Annotated in this window: 17 protein-coding genes and 1 other annotated feature; of the genes, 11 read left to right on the forward strand and 6 right to left on the reverse strand. The window is 34.8% G+C overall.

Annotated elements, in window-relative coordinates; genetic code table 11:
• Position 1: 1 nt before the first annotated feature.
• Both OL233_RS06030 and OL233_RS06035 read right to left on the reverse strand, forming a co-directional pair.
• Complete coding sequence (locus OL233_RS06030) at positions 2–688, reverse strand: response regulator (RefSeq protein WP_275471430.1); 687 nt, start codon at positions 686–688, stop codon at positions 2–4.
• 1 nt (position 689) lies between these two features.
• Entirely contained in the window at positions 690–2,243 is a 1,554-nt protein-coding gene (locus OL233_RS06035; RefSeq protein WP_275471431.1) for a Spo0B domain-containing protein, read from the reverse strand.
• A 145-nt stretch (positions 2,244–2,388) separates the two neighbouring features.
• Between OL233_RS06035 and OL233_RS06040 the strand changes: the two genes are divergently transcribed.
• From OL233_RS06040 to guaB, 11 genes are all read left to right on the forward strand, one after another.
• Positions 2,389–3,699 carry a 2-hydroxycarboxylate transporter family protein gene (locus OL233_RS06040; RefSeq protein WP_275471432.1) on the forward strand — a complete coding sequence of 437 codons (1,311 nt, stop codon included), beginning with the start codon at positions 2,389–2,391 and terminating at the stop codon, positions 3,697–3,699.
• A 20-nt stretch (positions 3,700–3,719) separates the two neighbouring features.
• A complete protein-coding gene (locus tag OL233_RS06045) occupies positions 3,720–4,877 on the forward strand; it encodes an NAD(P)-dependent malic enzyme (protein WP_275471433.1) in 1,158 nt (385 codons plus the stop codon).
• Positions 4,878–5,102: 225 nt separating this feature from the next.
• Positions 5,103–6,491: a tRNA uridine-5-carboxymethylaminomethyl(34) synthesis GTPase MnmE gene (gene mnmE, locus OL233_RS06050; protein WP_275471434.1), complete on the forward strand. Its 1,389-nt coding sequence runs from the start codon at positions 5,103–5,105 to the stop codon at positions 6,489–6,491.
• Positions 6,492–6,508: 17 nt separating this feature from the next.
• Complete coding sequence (mnmG, locus tag OL233_RS06055; protein WP_275471435.1) at positions 6,509–8,413, forward strand: tRNA uridine-5-carboxymethylaminomethyl(34) synthesis enzyme MnmG; 1,905 nt, start codon at positions 6,509–6,511, stop codon at positions 8,411–8,413.
• A gap of 27 nt (positions 8,414–8,440) precedes the next feature.
• Entirely contained in the window at positions 8,441–9,160 is a 720-nt protein-coding gene (rsmG, locus tag OL233_RS06060) for a 16S rRNA (guanine(527)-N(7))-methyltransferase RsmG (RefSeq protein ID WP_275471436.1), read from the forward strand.
• Between the two features lie 127 nt (positions 9,161–9,287).
• Positions 9,288–10,049 (forward strand): ParA family protein, encoded by a 762-nt coding sequence (locus OL233_RS06065; protein WP_275471437.1) that lies wholly within the window; start codon positions 9,288–9,290, stop codon positions 10,047–10,049.
• A complete protein-coding gene (locus OL233_RS06070) occupies positions 10,042–10,932 on the forward strand; it encodes a ParB/RepB/Spo0J family partition protein (RefSeq protein ID WP_275471438.1) in 891 nt (296 codons plus the stop codon). The genes OL233_RS06065 and OL233_RS06070 overlap by 8 nt, the downstream gene beginning before the upstream one ends.
• 23 nt (positions 10,933–10,955) lie before the next feature.
• Entirely contained in the window at positions 10,956–11,135 is a 180-nt protein-coding gene (locus tag OL233_RS06075; RefSeq protein WP_275471439.1) for a DUF951 domain-containing protein, read from the forward strand.
• A gap of 35 nt (positions 11,136–11,170) precedes the next feature.
• Positions 11,171–12,274 (forward strand): redox-regulated ATPase YchF, encoded by a 1,104-nt coding sequence (ychF, locus tag OL233_RS06080; RefSeq protein ID WP_275471440.1) that lies wholly within the window; start codon positions 11,171–11,173, stop codon positions 12,272–12,274.
• Positions 12,275–12,319: 45 nt separating this feature from the next.
• Positions 12,320–13,012, forward strand: a complete 693-nt coding sequence (locus OL233_RS06085) for a DUF1129 domain-containing protein (protein ID WP_275471441.1) — start codon at positions 12,320–12,322, stop codon at positions 13,010–13,012.
• Positions 13,013–13,172: 160 nt separating this feature from the next.
• On the forward strand, positions 13,173–14,657 hold the full coding sequence (guaB, locus tag OL233_RS06090; RefSeq protein ID WP_275471442.1) for an IMP dehydrogenase: 1,485 nt from the start codon (positions 13,173–13,175) through the stop codon (positions 14,655–14,657).
• A gap of 31 nt (positions 14,658–14,688) precedes the next feature.
• Here guaB and serS read toward each other — a convergent pair whose 3' ends face one another.
• The 4 genes from serS to croR all read right to left on the reverse strand — a co-directional run bounded on the left by serS (position 14,689) and on the right by croR (position 19,574).
• Positions 14,689–15,966 (reverse strand): serine--tRNA ligase, encoded by a 1,278-nt coding sequence (gene serS / locus OL233_RS06095; protein ID WP_275471443.1) that lies wholly within the window; start codon positions 15,964–15,966, stop codon positions 14,689–14,691.
• A gap of 70 nt (positions 15,967–16,036) precedes the next feature.
• Positions 16,037–16,247, reverse strand: a binding site (T-box leader).
• A 56-nt stretch (positions 16,248–16,303) separates the two neighbouring features.
• A complete protein-coding gene (locus OL233_RS06100; RefSeq protein WP_275471444.1) occupies positions 16,304–17,602 on the reverse strand; it encodes a serine hydrolase in 1,299 nt (432 codons plus the stop codon).
• A gap of 120 nt (positions 17,603–17,722) precedes the next feature.
• Positions 17,723–18,889 (reverse strand): sensor histidine kinase, encoded by a 1,167-nt coding sequence (locus OL233_RS06105; protein ID WP_367618492.1) that lies wholly within the window; start codon positions 18,887–18,889, stop codon positions 17,723–17,725.
• Complete coding sequence (croR, locus tag OL233_RS06110; RefSeq protein WP_275471446.1) at positions 18,885–19,574, reverse strand: response regulator transcription factor CroR; 690 nt, start codon at positions 19,572–19,574, stop codon at positions 18,885–18,887. The genes OL233_RS06105 and croR overlap by 5 nt, the downstream gene beginning before the upstream one ends.
• Positions 19,575–19,917: the final 343 nt, after the last annotated feature.

Here is a 19,917-nt window from a genome sequence, read left to right on the forward strand (position 1 = left end):
TCTAGTTTTTTTCTTTTGGGTAATAAAAGGAGACCGGTCTACCAGCAGTTTGGTATTCAAGTTCACTTATTAAGAATCCTGTGTCTTCTAAATGTTTAATATATTTTCTTATAGAAACGTGAGATAAATCAAGTTCATTGTTTAAATCATTGATAGTAAAGGGGGCTTTTATATTATAAATTGTTTTTTTTATAAGGTTTAGAGTAGGTTGTGTTAAACCTTTTTCCAAAGTTAAATTTTCTTCAGGGATAGCAGAGAGGTAGCTGTTAAGTCCATCTAGCTCTTTTGGGGTGAGCTGTGAACTGGAATGAAGGATATTTTTTCTTGCTTGAAACGTGGCTAAGCTACGTTCAAAACGGTGGAAATTAAAAGGTTTAAGTATGTAATCGACCACACCATAACGAAACATCTCTTCAATAAAATTACTATTTTTTTCAGCAGTAATCATAATAATATCTGTTGTAAACCCTTTTTTTCTAATTAATTTTACTAAGTTGAACCCATTTCCCTGTATTAAATGTGCATCAATTAAGATTAAATCTACTTTTTTTTGAGACAATAGGTCTAATGCGGCCTGTTCGTTATCCGCACTCCCAATTAATTTAAAGTTATTAATTTTGTTAAGATAGCTTTGGTTAATGAATAGGACCATTGGATCATCTTCTACAATTACGACGTTATAAGTCATATTATTTGTTCTCCTTTGTAGTTTCGTAAGGTGTCTTTATGTTGAGTATAAACCACTCAGAGCGTTTCTCGTAATGAATGGTGCTGTTGGATTGTAAAAGAGCATTTTTTAAATAGTTAGAGTTGAGTTGTTTTTTTAATTTTTCAGTTTCTAGTCCATCGATTAAAAAACTATAAGATGTTTCAAGGTGATATTGAAGATATCCTACCCGAACTTGGGTATCAGCACTACCGTTTATTTTTAAGATATGAGAATGGATATACTTTATCATACTTATCCAAATTTGGACCGAATCTTGGATAGTAGTAGCGGGGATATCTGGATATATTTCGACCATAAAAGGAAGTTGCTTTTCAACAAAACGACTGCGTTCACCAATTAAAAAACCTGCAATTAATGGATTTTTAACTAGATAAACCATTCGACTTGAAAATTCTTGTTCAGGCTCTAATATTTTTTCTAGATACTTGGTAAGTTGATCATAAGCTTTTAAGTCTGTTAATCCATAGATCACATGTAGTTTGTTTAAAAAGTCATGGGATTGTGCTTGTAAGGATGTTGCATATGTTGTCGTATTTTGTAGTTGGTCATGAAGTGAAATTAATTCAGTCATGTCTCTAATAATGAATATTTTTCCGACATTTTTTTTCCGAACAACAATGGGAGCAGTTGATATAAGGTAATCTACTCCATTTTGGTGTAATAATTCATCGGAATTAGATCGATAGTCCGGGATTTGAGTATGCGATTGAAGATTTGGAATTAAAGAATCAATCGTATGAAAATAGGGTGAATCCGTATGAGCTAATTTTTTTAGAAGTAATTTTCCTGAATTATTTGCTAATGTTATCTTATTATTGCTATCAGTTACTATGATAGAGTCGTGTACATTTTCAAACATAGCATTTCTTTCTTCGAGGAGAACAGCTATTTCGTTTGGCTCTAAGTCGTGCATTTGTTTTTTTATAGTGTAAGCTGTAAAAATTGAAGCTATTATACTGACCGCTAAACTTATAAAAAGACTAATAGAAAAACTTTTTCTCATTTTATTAAGGTGTTCTGAGAGTTTATTTGTAGTTAGACCGATGGATATTACACCTATCTCTTTTTTATGATTATTAAAAACAGGAACAAAGCCCCTAAGAGATTCTCCTAAGGTTCCCGAGGCAGTTGAAACAGATTCAACCCCATATTTTATAGCTTTTTTTTCATCTCCTCCTTGGAATTGTTTATATATTTTTTCATGGTCGGGATGGCTTAATCTGATTTTATCCATTGTCATAACAACGACAAAATCTAAATTAAAAGCTTCTTCAGCGTGGTGGGTTGTTTCCAATAGAGATGCGTTAGAAGTTTGTTCTTCTAGTGAATTTACAATAATGGGATTTTTTGAAAGAAGATGCCCTATTTTTAGGAGATCTTGTTCTTGTTTTTCTCTAGAGTTATGTATTAATTGCTTATTTATTTGAAAATAAGAAAAAGACAGAGTAAGCATTAGTGCTACAAAGACTAAAAAAGTTAATCTTAACCATAAGTTAAGTTGTTTTAATTTCAAATAGAGCCTCTCCTATTCATTCATTGGTAAATGAGTTAAATTAGTTAATCAACACTTAAAATAGTTAAATAATAAATATAAATTACTTCTTCCTAGTATACTAAAAATGAATTAAAAAGAAAGCGCTATTTTTAGGAGGAGTAGAATGGAAAATGAAGAAGTGAAAAAGGAAACGTTTAGTGACAAAGTAAAAACATTTCAAGTGGGGCCGGTTCCACTACCAGTTTATTTAGTTTTAGCAGCTATTATTTTATTTACAGCGTATTTGGAACAATTACCGGTATCGATGATTGGTGGTTTCGCAGTTATTTTATCTTTAGGTTGGTTATTAGGAACGATCGGTGGAAGTATCCCAGGGTTAAAGCATTTTGGTGGTCCAGCAATTATGTCGCTTCTAGTACCTTCGATACTTGTCTTTTTTAATGTATTCAATGAGAATACATTAGATGCTACAAATATGTTGATGAAACAAGCTAATTTCTTATATTTTTATATAGCTTGTCTAGTATGTGGAAGTATTTTAGGAATGCACCGTAAGATTTTAGTTCAAGGTTTAATGAGAATGATTGTTCCAATGTTGTGTGGCATGATTTTAGCAATGATTGTGGGAACTACTATAGGAACACTTTTGGGATTAGGAACAAAACATACTTTATTTTACATTGTTACACCTGTATTGGCTGGTGGCATCGGTGAAGGTATCTTACCCTTATCTTTAGGGTATAGTGCTATTACAGGGGTTCCGAGTGAACAGTTGGTTGGACAGCTTATTCCAGCTACAATCATAGGAAACTTCTTTGCAATTATGGCTTCAGCATTTCTAAGTCGTATGGGAGAAAGAAAACAAGATAAATGTGGTAATGGTCAACTTGTAAAAGTAGATGGTGAGGACATGTCTGATGCTATGAAAGAAGATAAAAGTCCAATCGATGTTCGTCTTATGGGTGCGGGTGTTCTAATTGCATCTACTTTATTTATTACTGGGGCACTTTTACAACATTTAACAGGTTTTCCAGGTCCAGTTTTAATGATTTTAGTTGCGGCTCTAGTTAAATACTTGAGTTTATTACCATCAGATATGGAAAAAGGCTCTAAACAATTGTATAAATTTATTTCATCCAACTTTACTTTCCCATTAATGGTCGGGTTAGGAATGTTGTACATTCCATTAAAAGATGTTGTTGGGATGTTATCATGGCAATATTTTGTAGTGGTAATTGCAGTAGTTTTAACTGTAGTAGCGACAGGATACTTTGTAGGTGGTAAAATGAACATGTATCCAATTGAAGCCGCTATTATTACAGCATGCCAAAGTGGTATGGGTGGAACGGGAGACGTTGCGATTTTATCAACAGCGAATCGAATGAATCTAATGCCTTTTGCGCAAGTAGCAACACGTTTGGGTGGAGCAATAACTGTTTTAACAATGACAGCTTTATTAAAATTCTTATTCTAAATTGAAGGAGTGACGTAAAAATGACAGATGTAAAAGAGTTAGCGTTAGCTTTAAGTAAAGAAAAAGGTGGGAAATTAGAGGTAGTTCCTAAGGTTCCAATTAATTCTATGGAAGATCTAGCAGTAGCTTATACACCAGGTGTAGGAGCAGTATGTATGGCTATTGCTGATGATAAAGAAAAAGCGTATGAATATACAACTAAGCGTAATTTAGTAGCGGTTATCACAGATGGTTCAGCAGTTTTGGGATTAGGTAATATAGGTCCGGAAGCAGCAATTCCTGTTATGGAAGGAAAAGCTGCACTATTCAAACGTTTTGCAGATGTTGATGCTGTACCATTATCATTAAATACACAAGATACAGAAGAAATAATTTCACATATCGCAGCGCTAGCGCCATCTTTTGGTGGGATTAATTTAGAGGATATCAGCGCGCCACGTTGTTTTGAAATTGAAAGACGTCTAAAAGAAATGTTAGATATTCCTGTTTTTCATGATGATCAACACGGCACAGCAATTATTGTACTAGCAGGACTATTAAACAGTTTACGTTTAACAGGTAAAAAGCTTGAAGAAATTCAAGTTGTTGTAAATGGAGGAGGCGCTGCTGGACTTTCAATTACACGTTTATTCTTATCTGCGGGTGTTAAAAATATTAAAGTGGTAGATCGTACAGGTATTATTTCTGCAACAGATGAAACATTAGCACCTCATCACCAAGAGATTGCTAAAGTAACGAATTTAGAGCACCAAACAGGAACATTGGAAGATGCTGTTAAAGGAGCGGACGTATTTGTAGGTGTATCAGCTCCAGGCGTGTTAAAACCAGAGTGGGTATCAACAATGGCTGAAAAATCGACCATTTTTGCAATGGCTAACCCAGTTCCTGAAATTTTCCCAGATGAAGCCAAAGCGGCAGGGGCGTATATTGTTGGAACGGGTCGTAGTGATTTCCCAAATCAAATTAACAACGTGTTGGCGTTCCCTGGTATTTTCCGTGGGGCACTAGATGCCCGTGCTACGGATATTACAGTAGAGATGCAAATAGCAGCAGCATATGGTATTTCAGCTATGGTAACAGATGATGAATTAGCGCCAGATTATATTATGCCTGAAGCATTTAAACCAGGTGTTGCAGAAACAGTAGCTAATAGTGTTAGAAAAGCAGTGAAAGAATAATTTTAAAGGAGTAAGGGTCATTGACCTTTACTCCTTTTTTATAAAACAGTTTTACTTGATTAGTCTTATCTTATAAAGTAAAATATAAGGTGAGAAATATTATAGTATAAATTATAGATAACCGCAGTCAAAGTGCTAAATCTACCAATGTTTAAACAGGGGTGGAGTGGGCACTTTTTTCTATGTCGAAAATTAACTACACAGAACAGAGAGGGTTAAGAGCTAATGAATATTACAAGTGAATTTGATACAATCGCAGCTATTTCAACTCCACCGGGTGAGGGAGCGATAAGTATCGTTAGACTTAGCGGTGATGAAGCGTTAGAAATCGCACAGAAAGTATTTAAAACAAGTAAGGACTTAATGACGGTTCCAACGCATACAATTCATTATGGTCACATAAAAGATCCTAAAAACGATAAGGTGATTGATGAGGTAATGGTGTCGGTTATGAGAGAGCCAAGGACTTTCACAAGAGAGAATGTAGTGGAAATTAATTGTCATGGTGGAATCGTTGTCACTAATCAAGTCCTACAATTACTATTAAGGCAAGGGGCTCGTTTAGCGGAACCTGGTGAATTTACCAAACGAGCTTTTTTAAATGGTCGAGTTGATTTATCTCAAGCAGAGGCTGTCATGGATATTATTAGAGCCAAGACCGATAAAGCGATGCATGTTGCGTTGACTCAGCTTGATGGAAACTTATCAACGCTAATCCAAAGTTTGCGCCAAGAAATTTTAGAAACATTGGCTCAAGTAGAAGTTAATATTGATTATCCAGAATATGATGATGTCGAAGAGATGACTGCTAAACTACTGTTGGAAAAGTCTGAAACGGTTAAGCAACAAATTCATCACTTATTAAAAACAGCTAAGCAAGGAAAAATTCTACGAGAGGGATTATCGACAGCGATAATTGGTCGTCCAAACGTAGGGAAATCTAGTTTATTAAATTATTTATTGAAAGAAGATAAAGCAATTGTCACTGACGTTGCAGGAACAACACGTGATGTTATTGAGGAATATGTTAATGTTCGGGGAGTACCTTTAAAACTAGTTGATACCGCGGGTATTCGAGAAACAGAAGACATTGTTGAAAAAATAGGTGTAGAGCGTAGTCGTAAAGCCTTGGCAGAGGCAGATTTGATATTGTTAGTATTAAATCAAAGCGAACCTTTGACAGAAGCGGATAAAGATTTACTAAAAGTAACAGAAGGTATGAAGCGAATTATTTTGTTAAATAAGACGGATTTAGTAAGTCAATTAGATTTATCAGAGTTAGAAGAACTTGTATCTGAGGAAGTTTTTGCTATTTCAGTTCATAAGAGTCAAGGGATGGAACAACTTGAGCAAAGGATTGCTGATTTATTCTTTGATGGAGGAACCGTTGAAAAAGATGCTACTTATGTGTCTAATAATCGTCATATTGCATTATTAGAGCAAGCAGAATTAGCTTTAGAAGAAGTCGTAATGGGAATTGAATCAGGTATGCCGGTTGATTTAGTTCAAATCGATATGACTAGATGTTGGGATCTCCTTGGAGAAGTAATAGGAGATAGTGTTCAAGATGAATTGATTACTCAATTGTTTAGTCAATTTTGTTTAGGAAAGTAGAGAGAGGATTGAATCGAATGGAACGATATAGTGGAGAAGAATTCGATGTTATTGTTGTAGGTGCAGGCCATGCAGGGTCTGAAGCAGCTTTATCATCAGCTCGTATGGGATGCCGTACGTTATTATTAACAATAAATCTAGATATGGTTGCATTTATGCCGTGTAATCCGTCTTTAGGAGGCCCTGCTAAAGGAGTAGTTGTGAGAGAAATCGATGCTCTGGGTGGTGAAATGGGTCATAATATTGATAAGACATATATTCAAATGAGGATGCTTAATACAGGGAAAGGTCCAGCTGTAAGGGCCTTGCGAGCTCAAGCAGATAAAAGTCGATATGCTGAAGAGATGAAGCGTACGATTGAGAGAGAAGAAAACTTAACATTAAGACAGGGATTGGTAGATGAAATTCTTGTTGAAGATGGTATCTGTCGAGGTGTTGTAACAGCAACTGGAGCGGTCTATAAGAGTAAAGCTGTTATTATAACGGCTGGAACAGCCTTGAAGGGTGAAATTATTATTGGTGAATTAAAATACTCATCAGGACCAAATAACTCACAGCCATCTCTTAAATTAAGTGATAGTTTAAAATCATTAGGTTTTGAGATGGATCGTTTTAAAACAGGAACACCCCCTCGTGTCAAAGGAAGTACAATTGACTATTCTGTGACAGAAATTCAACCAGGTGATACTATGCCAAATCACTTTAGTTTTTCTACGCCAGACAGTGCTTATAATTTAAATCAATTACCGTGTTGGTTAACGTATTCGAATGAGGGTACTCACGATATCATTAGAGAAAACTTGCACCGTGCACCGATGTTTACAGGTATTGTAGAGGGTGTTGGAGCTCGTTATTGCCCATCGATAGAAGATAAAGTCGTGCGTTTTAGTGATAAACCACGTCATCAAATCTTTTTAGAGCCAGAAGGCGAGCATACTGATGAAGTTTATGTGCAAGGCTTGTCAACATCTTTACCGGAAGATGTTCAACATAAGATGATTCATTCAGTTGAAGGTTTAGAAAAAGCTGAAATGATGCGTAGTGGTTATGCCATTGAGTATGATGTGGTAGTCCCACATCAATTACGTCCAACTTTAGAAACCAAGTTAGTGGAGAACTTATATACTGCAGGTCAAACAAATGGAACAAGTGGCTATGAAGAAGCGGGCGGACAGGGCCTGATAGCAGGTATAAATGCGGCGTTAAAAATTCAAGAAAAAGAACCACTAGTTTTAAAACGAAGTGACGGATACATTGGTGTGATGATTGATGATTTAGTAACAAAGGGAACAAATGAACCTTATCGTTTACTAACTTCCAGAGCTGAGTATCGATTGATTTTACGACATGATAATGCTGATTTGCGCTTAACTGAAAAAGGTTATGAAATAGGTTTAGTTAACGAGGAGCAATATGACGTATATTTAGCTAAAAAAGAGATGATTGAAACAGAATTAAAACGTTTAGGTAGTATACGCTTGAAGCCAACAGAAGCAGTTCAACAATTTATGGAGAGTAAAAATCTTGCACGTCTTAAAGATGGCGTATTAGCTTCAGATTTTCTAAGAAGACCAGAGATGACATACGCCGAGTTAGCTCAATTCTTGCCAGAAAGTGAAGTAGAATTACCTAATAAAGTCATTGAGCAAGTTGAAATTCAATTAAAATATGAAGGTTACATCAAAAAAGCGTTAGATAAAGTTGAAAAACTTAAGAGAATGGAAGCTAAACGTATTCCTGAAAATATTGATTATGAAGCAATTAATGGCCTGGCGACTGAAGCCAAGCAAAAATTAATGAAGATTGAACCTGAAACGATTGCACAAGCAAGTCGTATTAGTGGTGTAAACCCAGCGGATATTAGCATTTTAATGGTCTACTTAGAACAAGGTAGAGTTGTAAAAAAAGAACCGAAAAATTAATATAAGACTACTTTAGGGGGCAGAGAGATGACACCAGAAGAATTTAAACAGGCATTATCCGAAAAAGGAATAATGCTAACTGATAATCAAATGTTACAATTTGCGTTGTATTTTAAATTATTAGTTGAGTGGAATAATAAAATGAATCTCACAGCTATTACAGAAGAAAATGAGGTTTATTTAAAACATTTTTATGATTCAATTATGTTAGCGATGGCTAATGATTTTAGTGGTGAACAACTAAGTTTATGTGATGTTGGTTCAGGTGCGGGTTTTCCGAGTATTCCATTAAAAATTGTGTTCCCTAACTTAAGTATTACTATTGTTGATTCTTTAAATAAACGTATTACTTTTTTAAAAACATTAAGTGATGAGTTAGGATTAGACAATGTTTATTTATATCATGATAGAGCTGAAACGTTTGGTAAGAATAAGGCTTTTCGTGAGAGCTTTGATTATGTAACAGCTAGAGCAGTTGCTCGCTTAAATATTTTAGCCGAATTGTGTTTACCACTCGTTAAAAAGAACGGTTTATTTTTAGCAATGAAAGCTGCTAAGAGTGAAGAAGAAACAGAAGAAGCTAAAAAAGCTATTTCACTATTGGGTGGAAAGTTAGAAAGTGAAGAAGATGTAACATTGCCGGTAACAAATGATTCACGTTACATAATAGCGATTAGAAAGAAAAAAGAAACACCAAATAAATATCCAAGAAAACCAGGTATGCCGAATAAACAACCTCTCAAGTAATTAAAAGGATAAATTGTAGGTCCAATAATGAGGCAGGAAGTAAAGTTTTACATTTTATGATACAATAGTAGTATTAAAAATGTGAAATTAGCTACGTAATTTGTTAATAAGAATCGGAGGAAATATGATGGCACGGATTATTTCAGTTGCTAACCAAAAGGGAGGCGTCGGGAAAACTACAACAACCGTCAATTTAGGTGCTGCTTTAGCTTTTGAAGGTAAAAAGGTATTGTTAATTGATATCGATGCCCAAGGGAATGCTACAAGTGGATTAGGCGTGAAAAAAGCAGAAGTTACCGAAGATATCTATGACGTTTTAGTAAATGAAACCTCGATTAAAGAAATTATATGCGATACAACGCGTGAAAATTTAGACATTGCTCCAGCAACCATTCAGCTAGCAGGGGCGGAAATAGAATTAACGTCTATGATGGCAAGAGAAACTCGATTGAAAAATTCAATCAAAGAAGTTGAAAAAGATTATGATTTTATCTTAATAGATTGTCCACCATCATTAGGACATTTAACTATTAATGCTTTTACAGCAAGTCATTCTATATTGATTCCTGTTCAATGTGAGTACTATGCTCTTGAGGGGTTAAGCCAATTGTTAAACACAGTTCGCTTAGTTCAAAAACATTTTAATCCAGAACTTCGTATAGAGGGTGTTCTTTTAACCATGTATGATGCTAGAACTAATTTAGGATCTGAAGTTGTAGGGGAAGTTCGTAAGTATTTTAGAGAACGTGTTTATGATACTATCATTCCAAGAAATGTTAGATTGTCTGAGGCACCAAGCCATGGGTTATCTATAGTGGATTATGACCGTCGTTCAAAAGGGGCTGCGGTTTATCAAGCATTGGCTAAGGAAGTGTTATTAGATGAGTAAGAATAATAAAGGATTAGGTAGAGGTATAGACGCTTTATTTCAAGACTATTCAGTTATCGAAGAAGTAGATGAAAAAAATGAAACAATTATAGAGTTAAAGTTATCAGACCTAAGACCTAATCCCTATCAACCACGTAAGACTTTTGATCAGAGTGCTTTAGAAGAGTTATCTCAGTCAATTAAGCAAACAGGTGTTTTCCAACCGATAATTGTTCGTCAATCAGATGTTAAAGGATATGAAATCATTGCAGGTGAGAGACGTTTTAGAGCCTCTAAATTAGCAGGTAAAGAGACTATACCTGCAATTATTCGTGAATTTGATGAAGAAGCAATGATGCAAGTTGCTGTTTTAGAAAATTTACAAAGGGAAGATTTAAGCCCGTTGGAAGAGGCGGAAGCCTATGATTCATTGATGAAAAAATTAAATTTAACACAAGCTGAGGTAGCTGAACGATTAGGAAAAAGTCGTCCCTATATCGCAAATCACTTGCGTTTATTATACTTACCAGAGATGGTTAAAGAGTTACTTCAAAAAGAAGAGTTATCTATGGGACAAGCACGAACATTACTTGCATTAAAAGACCGTGATCAAATTATTGAATTAGCTAAACGTGTAGTTAAAGAAAAACTAACGGTTAGACAATTAGAAGAGATTGTGGGTCAAATAAATAGTAATAAGCCAGAAGTGAAGAAAAAAGAAAAGAAAATAGCAAAACCAAAACCTTATTACATTAAGGAAAGTGAAGAACGATTAATGGATAAGTTCGGGACATCGGTTATGATTCAAGAAAAAGCTGGCAAGGGTAAAATAGAAATAGAATATTTATCATCAGATGATTTAACACGTATTTTAGATATATTAGATGTCCATTTTGATGATTAAAAATAGATAAGTGAGGGATTCCTATGTATGATCTAGGGGATATTGTAGAGATGAAGAAACCTCATGCGTGTCAAACAAATCGTTGGGAAATTGTTCGTATGGGGATGGATATTAAGATAAAATGTGTAAACTGTCAGCATATCGTTATGTTTTCTCGTCGAGACTTTGAGAAAAGATTAAAAAAAATTATTGAAAAAAACTAAAGTTAGTTTAATCAAATGAAAGAGTGGTATATTTTATGGCATTAACAGCAGGGATTGTAGGTTTACCAAACGTTGGTAAGTCAACTTTATTTAACGCGATTACAAAAGCAGGAGCAGAAGCAGCAAACTATCCATTTGCGACAATTGATCCTAACGTAGGAATGGTAGAAGTTCCAGATAATCGTTTACAGAAATTAACAGAATTAGTACAACCTAAAAAAACGGTTCCCACAACATTTGAATTTACAGATATTGCAGGGATTGTTCGTGGAGCAAGTAAAGGTGAAGGGTTGGGAAATCAATTCTTGAGCCATATTCGTCAAGTAGATGCTATTTGTCACGTTGTTCGTTGTTTTGATGACGATAACATTACACACGTAGAAGGACGAGTAGACCCTTTAGCAGATATTGATACAATTAATTTAGAATTAGTGTTAGCGGATTTAGAGTCTATTACAAAACGTCACACTAGAGTGTCTAAAATTGCGAGAACTAAAGATAAAGAGGCGTTAGCAGAGTTAGCACTATTAGATAAAATCAAACCTGTCTTAGAAGAAGGCAAATCAGCTAGAAGTATTGAATTTACTGAGGATGAAATGGTAGAGGTAAATAAATTATTCTTATTAACAACTAAGCCAGTTTTATATGTAGCTAATGTTTCTGAAGAAGAAGTAAGTGATTCAGAGAGTAACAAGTACGTACAAGCTGTCCGCGAATTTGCAGCGAGTGAAAATGCAGAAGTTATTGTAGTCTGCGCTCGTGCAGAAGAAGAAATTGCTGAATTAGACGATGATGATGATCGTGCGGAATTTTTAGAAGCGTTAGGCATCGAAGAATCTGGATTAGATCAGTTAATTAGAGCAGCTTACGATTTATTAGGCTTAGCGACATATTTTACTGCAGGTGTTCAAGAAGTGCGCGCTTGGACGTTTAAAAAAGGAATGAAAGCGCCGCAATGTGCGGGAGTTATTCATTCAGATTTTGAAAAAGGGTTTATTAGAGCTGAAACAGTATCATTTGATGATTTAAATGAGCATGGAAATATGGCAACGGCTAAAGAAGCGGGACGTGTTCGTTTAGAAGGTAAAGAGTATGTTGTAGCAGATGGAGACGTTATGTTGTTCCGTTTCAATGTATAAAAATTAAAAGTATGAAATAGCTGATAGGTACAGGAGGAATTCATTTTGGAACAGCAAGAAATTAGAAATATTGTCGCAAAAAATCGCGAATTAGAAACACAATTGACTAAACGTAATGAACAATATGTTCATGATTTAAAAAAGACTTTAACTGTGGCTAATTTATCAGAAGAAATGCAAACCATCGAATTATCTACTATCTTACCTGAATTAGTAGAAGGTCAAAAAAGTGGTAAAACAGCACGACAACTATTTGGAACAGTTTCAGAGAGAGCTGATTTAATTTTAAATAAGCCTGCTCCGGTGAAAGAAAGTAATGTTTTCCAAATGTGGTTGGATAATACCTTATTATTATTCATTTTCTTAACATTGATAGCAGGAGTTATCCCGATGTTGTCTAAAGTTGAGAATCCTAGCCAGCAACAAGGACTGTTAACAATTTTAATTGCGGCAGCAACAGGAGGCTATGCCTTCTACTTAATATATAAATATGTCTATAAGTATGATAGACCGGGTGCTGATCAAACAGGACGTCCAGGTATTTTGAAATCTATGGCGATCATGTTAGGTATCATGCTAGTGTGGATATTAATCTTTACAGCCGCTGGATTAATTCCGTCAGGCATTAATATTGTGTTGCAACCTATTGTATATGTGTCGTTGGCAGTGTTAGCAGTTGCTGTTCGTTATTATTTGAGAAAAAAATATGATATTAGAGGTAGTATTTTTACTCGTTAAGCATAGAGAAAATAGTCTCAGTCTTGAGGCTATTTTTTCATAACAAAATGAGTGTATTAAAATCGTATATTATGAGAAAAAATAAGTGTTAAGGATTGACTAATTGTTAAATCTTTGTTATTTTTTTAATTAAAAATAAAATAAAGGGGTCGATATGTAAATGTCTAACTGGGAAACGAAATTTGTAAAAAAAGGTCTAACATTTGATGATGTATTATTAATTCCAGCAGAAAGTCATGTTCTACCAAATGAAGTAGATATGAGCATTAAATTAGCTAAAAATATTACCCTAAATATTCCATTTATTAGTGCAAGTATGGATACTGTAACAGATAGTAAAATGGCGATTGCGATGGCACGTCAAGGTGGCTTGGGTGTTATTCATAAAAATATGAGTATTGAACAGCAAGCGGACGAAGTAAAAAAAGTTAAACGCTCAGAGAGTGGCGTTATTATTGATCCGTTTTATTTAACACCATCACATTTAGTATCCGACGCTGAGCAATTAATGTCTAAATATAAAATTAGTGGTGTTCCGGTTGTAGAATCATTGGATAGTCGTAAATTAGTAGGAATTTTAACAAATCGTGATTTACGTTTTATTGCTGACTACCAACAGCCGATTGCAGATGTGATGACTAAAGAAGCACTAGTTACAGCACCAGTTGGAACTAATTTACATGACGCAGAAAAAATTCTTCAAAAACATAAAATTGAAAAATTACCGATTGTTGATGAAAATAATCGTTTAAGTGGTTTAATTACTATTAAAGATATTGAAAAAGTAATTGAATTCCCTAATGCAGCTAAAGATGAACATGGTCGCTTGTTAGTAGCAGCGGCTGTAGGTGTTACAACAGATACATTTGAGCGAGCTCAAGCTTTAATTGATGCAGGTGCAGATGCTATTATCATTGATACAGCACATGGACATAGTGCTGGTGTTATTAGAAAAATTAAAGAAATTCGTGACACATTCCCAGACACAACATTAATTGCGGGTAATGTTGCGACGGCTGAAGGTACTCGTGCTTTATACGATGTGGGTGTTGATGTTGTTAAAGTTGGAATTGGGCCAGGTTCAATCTGTACAACACGTGTTGTAGCGGGTGTTGGTGTTCCTCAATTAACAGCAATCTATGACGCAGCTGAAGTTGCTCATGAATATGGACGTACTATTATTGCAGATGGTGGTATTAAGTATTCTGGAGATGTTGTTAAGGCGCTTGCAGCAGGCGGTTATGCGGTTATGCTAGGAAGTATGTTAGCTGGAACAGACGAGTCACCAGGTGAATTTGAAATTTATCAAGGGCGTCGTTTCAAAACATATCGTGGTATGGGATCATTGGGTGCTATGGAAAAAGGTTCTAGTGACCGTTATTTCCAAAGTGGTACAAATGAAGCTAACAAACTGGTTCCAGAAGGTATCGAAGGGCGTGTAGCCTATAAGGGTAGCGTAGCTGATATTATTTTCCAATTGATTGGTGGATTAAAATCAGGTATGGGGTATGTAGGAGCTTCAAACCTAAAAGCTTTACGAGATGATGCTCAATTTGTTCAAATGAGTGGTGCGGGGCTAAAAGAGTCACATCCTCATGATGTTTATATTACAAAAGAAGCACCGAACTATTCAGTTGAATCATAAAAAGAAGCTAGCTCATTGAGCTAGCTTCTTTTTAATTAGCTGTAATTGCTGTGATACCACCCATGTATGGGATTAAAACTTCAGGTATTGTAACACTACCGTCTTCATTTTGGTAATTTTCTAAAATAGCAGCAACGGTACGGCCTACGGCTAGACCAGAACCATTTAGTGTGTGTGCTAATTGTAATTTACCTTCAGCGTTACGGTATCTAATTTTTGAACGACGTGCTTGGAACTCAACACAGTTTGAACATGAACTGATTTCACGGTAAACATCTTGAGCTGGAATCCAAACTTCCAAATCGTATGTCTTTGAAGCACTAAAGCCCATATCACCAGTACATAAAGCTAAAACGCGGTATGGTAAGTCTAATTTTTTAAGAATAGTTTCAGCATTATCAGTCATTTTTTCTAGTTCATCAAATGATGTCTCAGCATCTGTAATTTTAACCATTTCTACTTTGTTGAATTGGTGTAAACGGATAAGACCACGTGTATCACGACCGGCACTACCTGCTTCTGATCGGAATGAAGGACTTAAAGCTGTGAAGTAAACTGGTAATTCTTCTTGTTTTAAAATCTCATCGCGATAAAAGTTAGTTAAAGGTACTTCAGCAGTTGGAATAAGCGTTAAGTCTGAGTTTTCTAATTGGAAAACATCTTCTTTAAATTTAGGGAATTGACCTGTTCCATACATTGACGCACTATTAACCATATATGGTGTTAACATTTCTTTATAACCGTGTTCCATCGTGTGTGTATCTAACATGAAGTTATAAACAGCGCGTTCTAAGCGAGCACCAAGCCCTTTATAATAGACAAAACGGCTACCAGAAACTTTAGCTCCACGTTCAAAATCAAGAATATCAAGATTTTCCGCTATTTCCCAGTGAGCTTTAGGTTCGAAGTCAAATGACTTAGGAGTACCCCATTTGCGAATTTCAACATTATCGTCTTCATCTGCACCTACAGGAACAGAATTATCAGGAATGTTAGGCAAGCGTGACGCAATATACTCGATTTTTTCATCGATTTCCCCAAGGGTTACGTCCATTTCTTTAATTTCATTATTTACTGATTTCATTTGGTCAATAAATTCTTGGGCATCTTCTTTTTGACGTTTTAGTGTAGAGATATGTTCTGATGTTTCGTTTCTAAGCTTTTTCTTTTCTTCAACTTGAACTAATAAATCACGGCGCTCTTTATCTAGTGCGACAAAAGTATCTAATGTTTCTTCGTCGACTCCACGATTTTTTAGTTTAGTTTTAATTGTTTCTAGATCTTGACGAATTGTTTTGATATCTAGCATGATTTTTTCCTCCTATAAATTATGTAATAAAAGCATAAAAAAAGTCTATTCGTCCTAAGGAAATAATATTCCTTGGGACGAATAGACTTGAAATTCGCGGTACCACCCAAATTCAATAGCAAAGCTATTGCACTTGATTTTCGCAATAACGGTTGCGGCCGAAATGAATTATGTCTTCATTTACTGTAATGAGATGGATTTCCTAGTCTATCTTTACTAACTTCCACTAACCGTTAGCTCTCTGAAAAAGAAAAGATAAGTACTTGTTCTCAAACGTGATTGAATATCTATAATGTATGATAAGAATACATTTTTTTTAATGAGATGTCAACCTCGCTTAAAATAGATTAGAGAAGAATGATGAAATAGAGCGTCCAACAATTGTATACCATGCTGCTTTTTCAACTTCTTCAACAGTAACGAGGTCGAATTGATGGTCACTACCATTGGCAGATACGTAATCTTTTGTATCTTCGTTAGCATCAATGATAACTTGACCGACTTTTTCACCTTTTTTAAGAGGAGCTTGAAGTTCCTTTTCAGGTGCTTCGTATGATAGTTTCAGATTTTTAGATTTAGTTTCTTTATTTAACCACATTTTTACATCTTTATTGACTGTTACAGGTGTTGACAATTCTTTCGCATGCTTGATTGATGGTACATCTAATCCTGTTAGGATGTCGCCTTTTTTATAGACAGTATCATATTTCCAATTTTCGAAGACATAATCGATCAGACGATCAGTTTCTATGAAACGTGAGTTAGGATCCGCACTATTTGTTGAATTCATAACTACTGTAATAATTCGAGTATTTTTATTTTTATATGTTCCAACAAAGCATTGACCCGCTAAATCAGTTGTTCCAGTTTTTAAACCGTCAATACCTTTACGATAAACGGGGAAACCTGGAAGCATCAAGTTGGTACTTATCATATCGACAGCTTCAGGTGTTCCTTCAGCAAATGTGATGACGCCTTCTTTTGTTGTATTCAAGAAATTAGGAAAATCATGAATTAAATGACGTGCAATTATAGCAATATCTTTAGCTGAAGCTAGATTTTCTTCACCAGGTTTACTACCAGGATAGACTCTGCCATTAGCATTGTCATTGTTGATGCCAGATGTGGAAATGATATAAGCATCATCAATTCCCCATTGTTTTACTTTATCTCTCATAAGATCCACAAATTCTTTTTCAGAACCAGCAACTTTTTCAGCTAGCGCGGTAACAGCTGCGTTTGCTGAGACTACGGTACTTGCATTGAAGAGATCTCTAACACTATAGGTGTGTCCTTTTATAAATGGCACGTTAGATAGAATGGGGTCATGACTAATTGCAAGTAAGTGATCACTGATTTCGACTTGCTCATCCCAATCAAGGTCTCCATTTTGTTCTGCTTCTAATATAAGATAAAGTGTGATTAGTTTAGTCATTGAAGCAATTCCCAATGGTTTGTCAGAATTTTGTTCGTATAGTATTTTTCCACTGTTGTAATCAATCGCTAGTGCAGCATTTGCATTAATAGAAAAACCAGGCTCAGTAGCAAGTGTTTTGGGTAGTATTACTAATTGACCGAGTGTTAAAAGTAAGGTCAATGAAACTACCAACTTGTTAGTTAATTTTTTTAAGTTCATAAATATCCTCCCAGATAATAAAAATAAAGCCATTTATTTTAAATGGCTTTATTTAGCTTATAATAGTTTATTAAGTTTGTATATGGTTAGAATCGAATATTAAAATATTTTTAGAAGCGATTAGGCTGTTTGAGAGAGTGGTAGATGAATAACGAAAGAAGTCCACTTCTCATCCGAGGTTGCATAAATATACCCACTATGTAGCACAACGATACTTTGAGCAATTGCTAGCCCTAATCCTGTTCCACCGGTTTCTTGTGAGCGTGATTCTTCGACACGGTAAAAACGATCAAACAACTGGCTCAAAGCCTCTTTTGGAATAGGATCACCATCGTTTTTTACAATAATAACAGCTTCTTTTCCTATTTTTTCAGCAGATAAACAAATTTGAGTACCGTTTCTTCCATATTTGAGCCCGTTAGATATAAGATTATTAAATAGGCGAACTAACTTTTCTGTATCTCCTTCCATAATAAAAGGGGAGGGTGTAGCATTTACTTCAATTTTCATACTTCTTTTATTAGCATCAAGTTCAAAATCAACGGAGAGTTGATCTAAAAGTTGCCCTAAATCAAAGGTCATAATAGAAAGAGGGGTACTGGATTGTCTAACTTTTGTATATTCAAAAAGATCATCAACTAAAAGTTTCATTTGTTTAGCTTTGGAATAAGCGGTATGAGTATACTTCAGTAACTCTTCGTGTGTACTATATTTTTTTTCTTCTATTAAACCTAAGTAACCAATAATTGAGGTAAGAGGCGTTCGAATATCGTGACTTATATTAGTAATAAGTTCATCTTTGGATTTCTCAATCCGGCGCTCATCTTCAATTGCTTCAACAGTACTATCAACTAGGCCATTTATACTTTCAACGACTCGACCTAAGTCTCCCCCAATTTCAAAAGGAATTCGATGGTCATAGTTACCATTAGCGATGTAATGAAGTTCAGATATTATGTGGCGTAGTTGCATTTGTCGATAACGTCTAATTAAGCGCCAATAAAGAACGATGAAATCAAAAATAATCATAAAGATTAAGGCAACATTTTTTAGTGAGTAAAAGGAATTATTAAAAAATGTTTTAACGAGTACTTCCTTTATTCCGAAAATTAAATTTTTCATCACAATACTGTCGTCTATGACTAATCTAGATAGAGCTATAACGACAATATTGAGTAGGATCAATAATATTACTGTTACAATTCCTTCTATAATAAGTTCACTTTTTTCTTTTGAGGTTAAAATAATACGTGAGTTTTTAGATGAATTCTTAGATATCCGACTAATTTCCTTCAATTTTATATCCTACTCCCCAGACAGTTTGAATAACTTTTTCTCCATTAGTTGCATCTTCAATTTTGTCACGCAGATGACTGACATGTACCATGACAGTTTTAGCAGAAATGATACTTTCTTGTTGCCAAACACGTTCAAAAATTTCTTCAGCACTGAATACACGATTGGGATGGCTTGCAAGTAAGTATAAGATACCAAACTCTAAAGCGGTAAGTTGAATTTCTGTTCCCTTATCTGTTAAAACCTGATGGGAATCTTTTTTTATAATAAGAGGACCGACTTCTAACGTATCGGGTTTTGAATCAGTAACCTGCATTTTCGTTCTGCGAAGTAAAGATTTTACACGAGCCATGATCTCAAGAGGATTAAAAGGTTTTGTAACATAGTCATCAGCACCAGCTACTAATCCTTGGATTTTGTCTAAATCACTTGATTTTGCTGTAAGCATTATGATGGGAATTTGTGATTCTTTTCTAAGTTCTTTGACAACTTGCATACCATCTAGTTGTGGCATCATAAAATCAAGAATCATTAGGTCAATATCAGGTGTAGTTCTGATTTTAGTTAATGCTTCCTTTCCGTCATAAGCTTTTATCACATCATACCCTTCGTTTAAAATGTAAATACTAAGTAGTTCAACAATCTCTTTATCATCATCAACAACTAAAATTTTCATAAAATACCTCCAGTAATTAATTCTACTATAATAATATCAAACAAGTGACGAGATGCATAAGTATTATATACCAAGTTAACTTAAAATTAATAAATTAAAAATTAAATTAGGGGTTGCAATTTTATTATAAACTTGGTATATTTATAAATGTCTTTGAGACAAACGAATAATTTCTTTTGTAATAATATGCCAAAAAAAATTGCAATAGTTTTTATTTCATGTTAGAATGACAAAGTCGTTACAAACAGACGAGCTTAAAACCTCTAATAACTTAATTTAAAAAACTTTTTGAAAGTAGTTGACGAAATCAACTAATCATGTTATTCTAATTAAGTCGTTAAGA

Source organism: Vagococcus proximus, from assembly GCF_029143285.1.
Classification (GTDB): domain Bacteria; phylum Bacillota; class Bacilli; order Lactobacillales; family Vagococcaceae; genus Vagococcus_D; species Vagococcus_D proximus.

Bases quoted from the DNA above. Each gene is read 5' to 3' on its own strand.
- OL233_RS06030 (WP_275471430.1), bottom strand. From the start codon at position 688: ATGACTTATAACGTCGTAATTGTAGAAGATGATCCAATGGTCCTATTC.
- OL233_RS06040 (WP_275471432.1), top strand. From the start codon at position 2,389: ATGGAAAATGAAGAAGTGAAAAAGGAAACGTTTAGTGACAAAGTAAAA.
- OL233_RS06045 (WP_275471433.1), top strand. From the start codon at position 3,720: ATGACAGATGTAAAAGAGTTAGCGTTAGCTTTAAGTAAAGAAAAAGGT.
- mnmE (WP_275471434.1), top strand. From the start codon at position 5,103: ATGAATATTACAAGTGAATTTGATACAATCGCAGCTATTTCAACTCCA.
- mnmG (WP_275471435.1), top strand. From the start codon at position 6,509: ATGGAACGATATAGTGGAGAAGAATTCGATGTTATTGTTGTAGGTGCA.
- rsmG (WP_275471436.1), top strand. From the start codon at position 8,441: ATGACACCAGAAGAATTTAAACAGGCATTATCCGAAAAAGGAATAATG.
- OL233_RS06065 (WP_275471437.1), top strand. From the start codon at position 9,288: ATGGCACGGATTATTTCAGTTGCTAACCAAAAGGGAGGCGTCGGGAAA.
- OL233_RS06070 (WP_275471438.1), top strand. From the start codon at position 10,042: ATGAGTAAGAATAATAAAGGATTAGGTAGAGGTATAGACGCTTTATTT.
- OL233_RS06075 (WP_275471439.1), top strand. From the start codon at position 10,956: ATGTATGATCTAGGGGATATTGTAGAGATGAAGAAACCTCATGCGTGT.
- ychF (WP_275471440.1), top strand. From the start codon at position 11,171: ATGGCATTAACAGCAGGGATTGTAGGTTTACCAAACGTTGGTAAGTCA.
- guaB (WP_275471442.1), top strand. From the start codon at position 13,173: ATGTCTAACTGGGAAACGAAATTTGTAAAAAAAGGTCTAACATTTGAT.
- serS (WP_275471443.1), bottom strand. From the start codon at position 15,966: ATGCTAGATATCAAAACAATTCGTCAAGATCTAGAAACAATTAAAACT.
- OL233_RS06100 (WP_275471444.1), bottom strand. From the start codon at position 17,602: ATGAACTTAAAAAAATTAACTAACAAGTTGGTAGTTTCATTGACCTTA.
- croR (WP_275471446.1), bottom strand. From the start codon at position 19,574: ATGAAAATTTTAGTTGTTGATGATGATAAAGAGATTGTTGAACTACTT.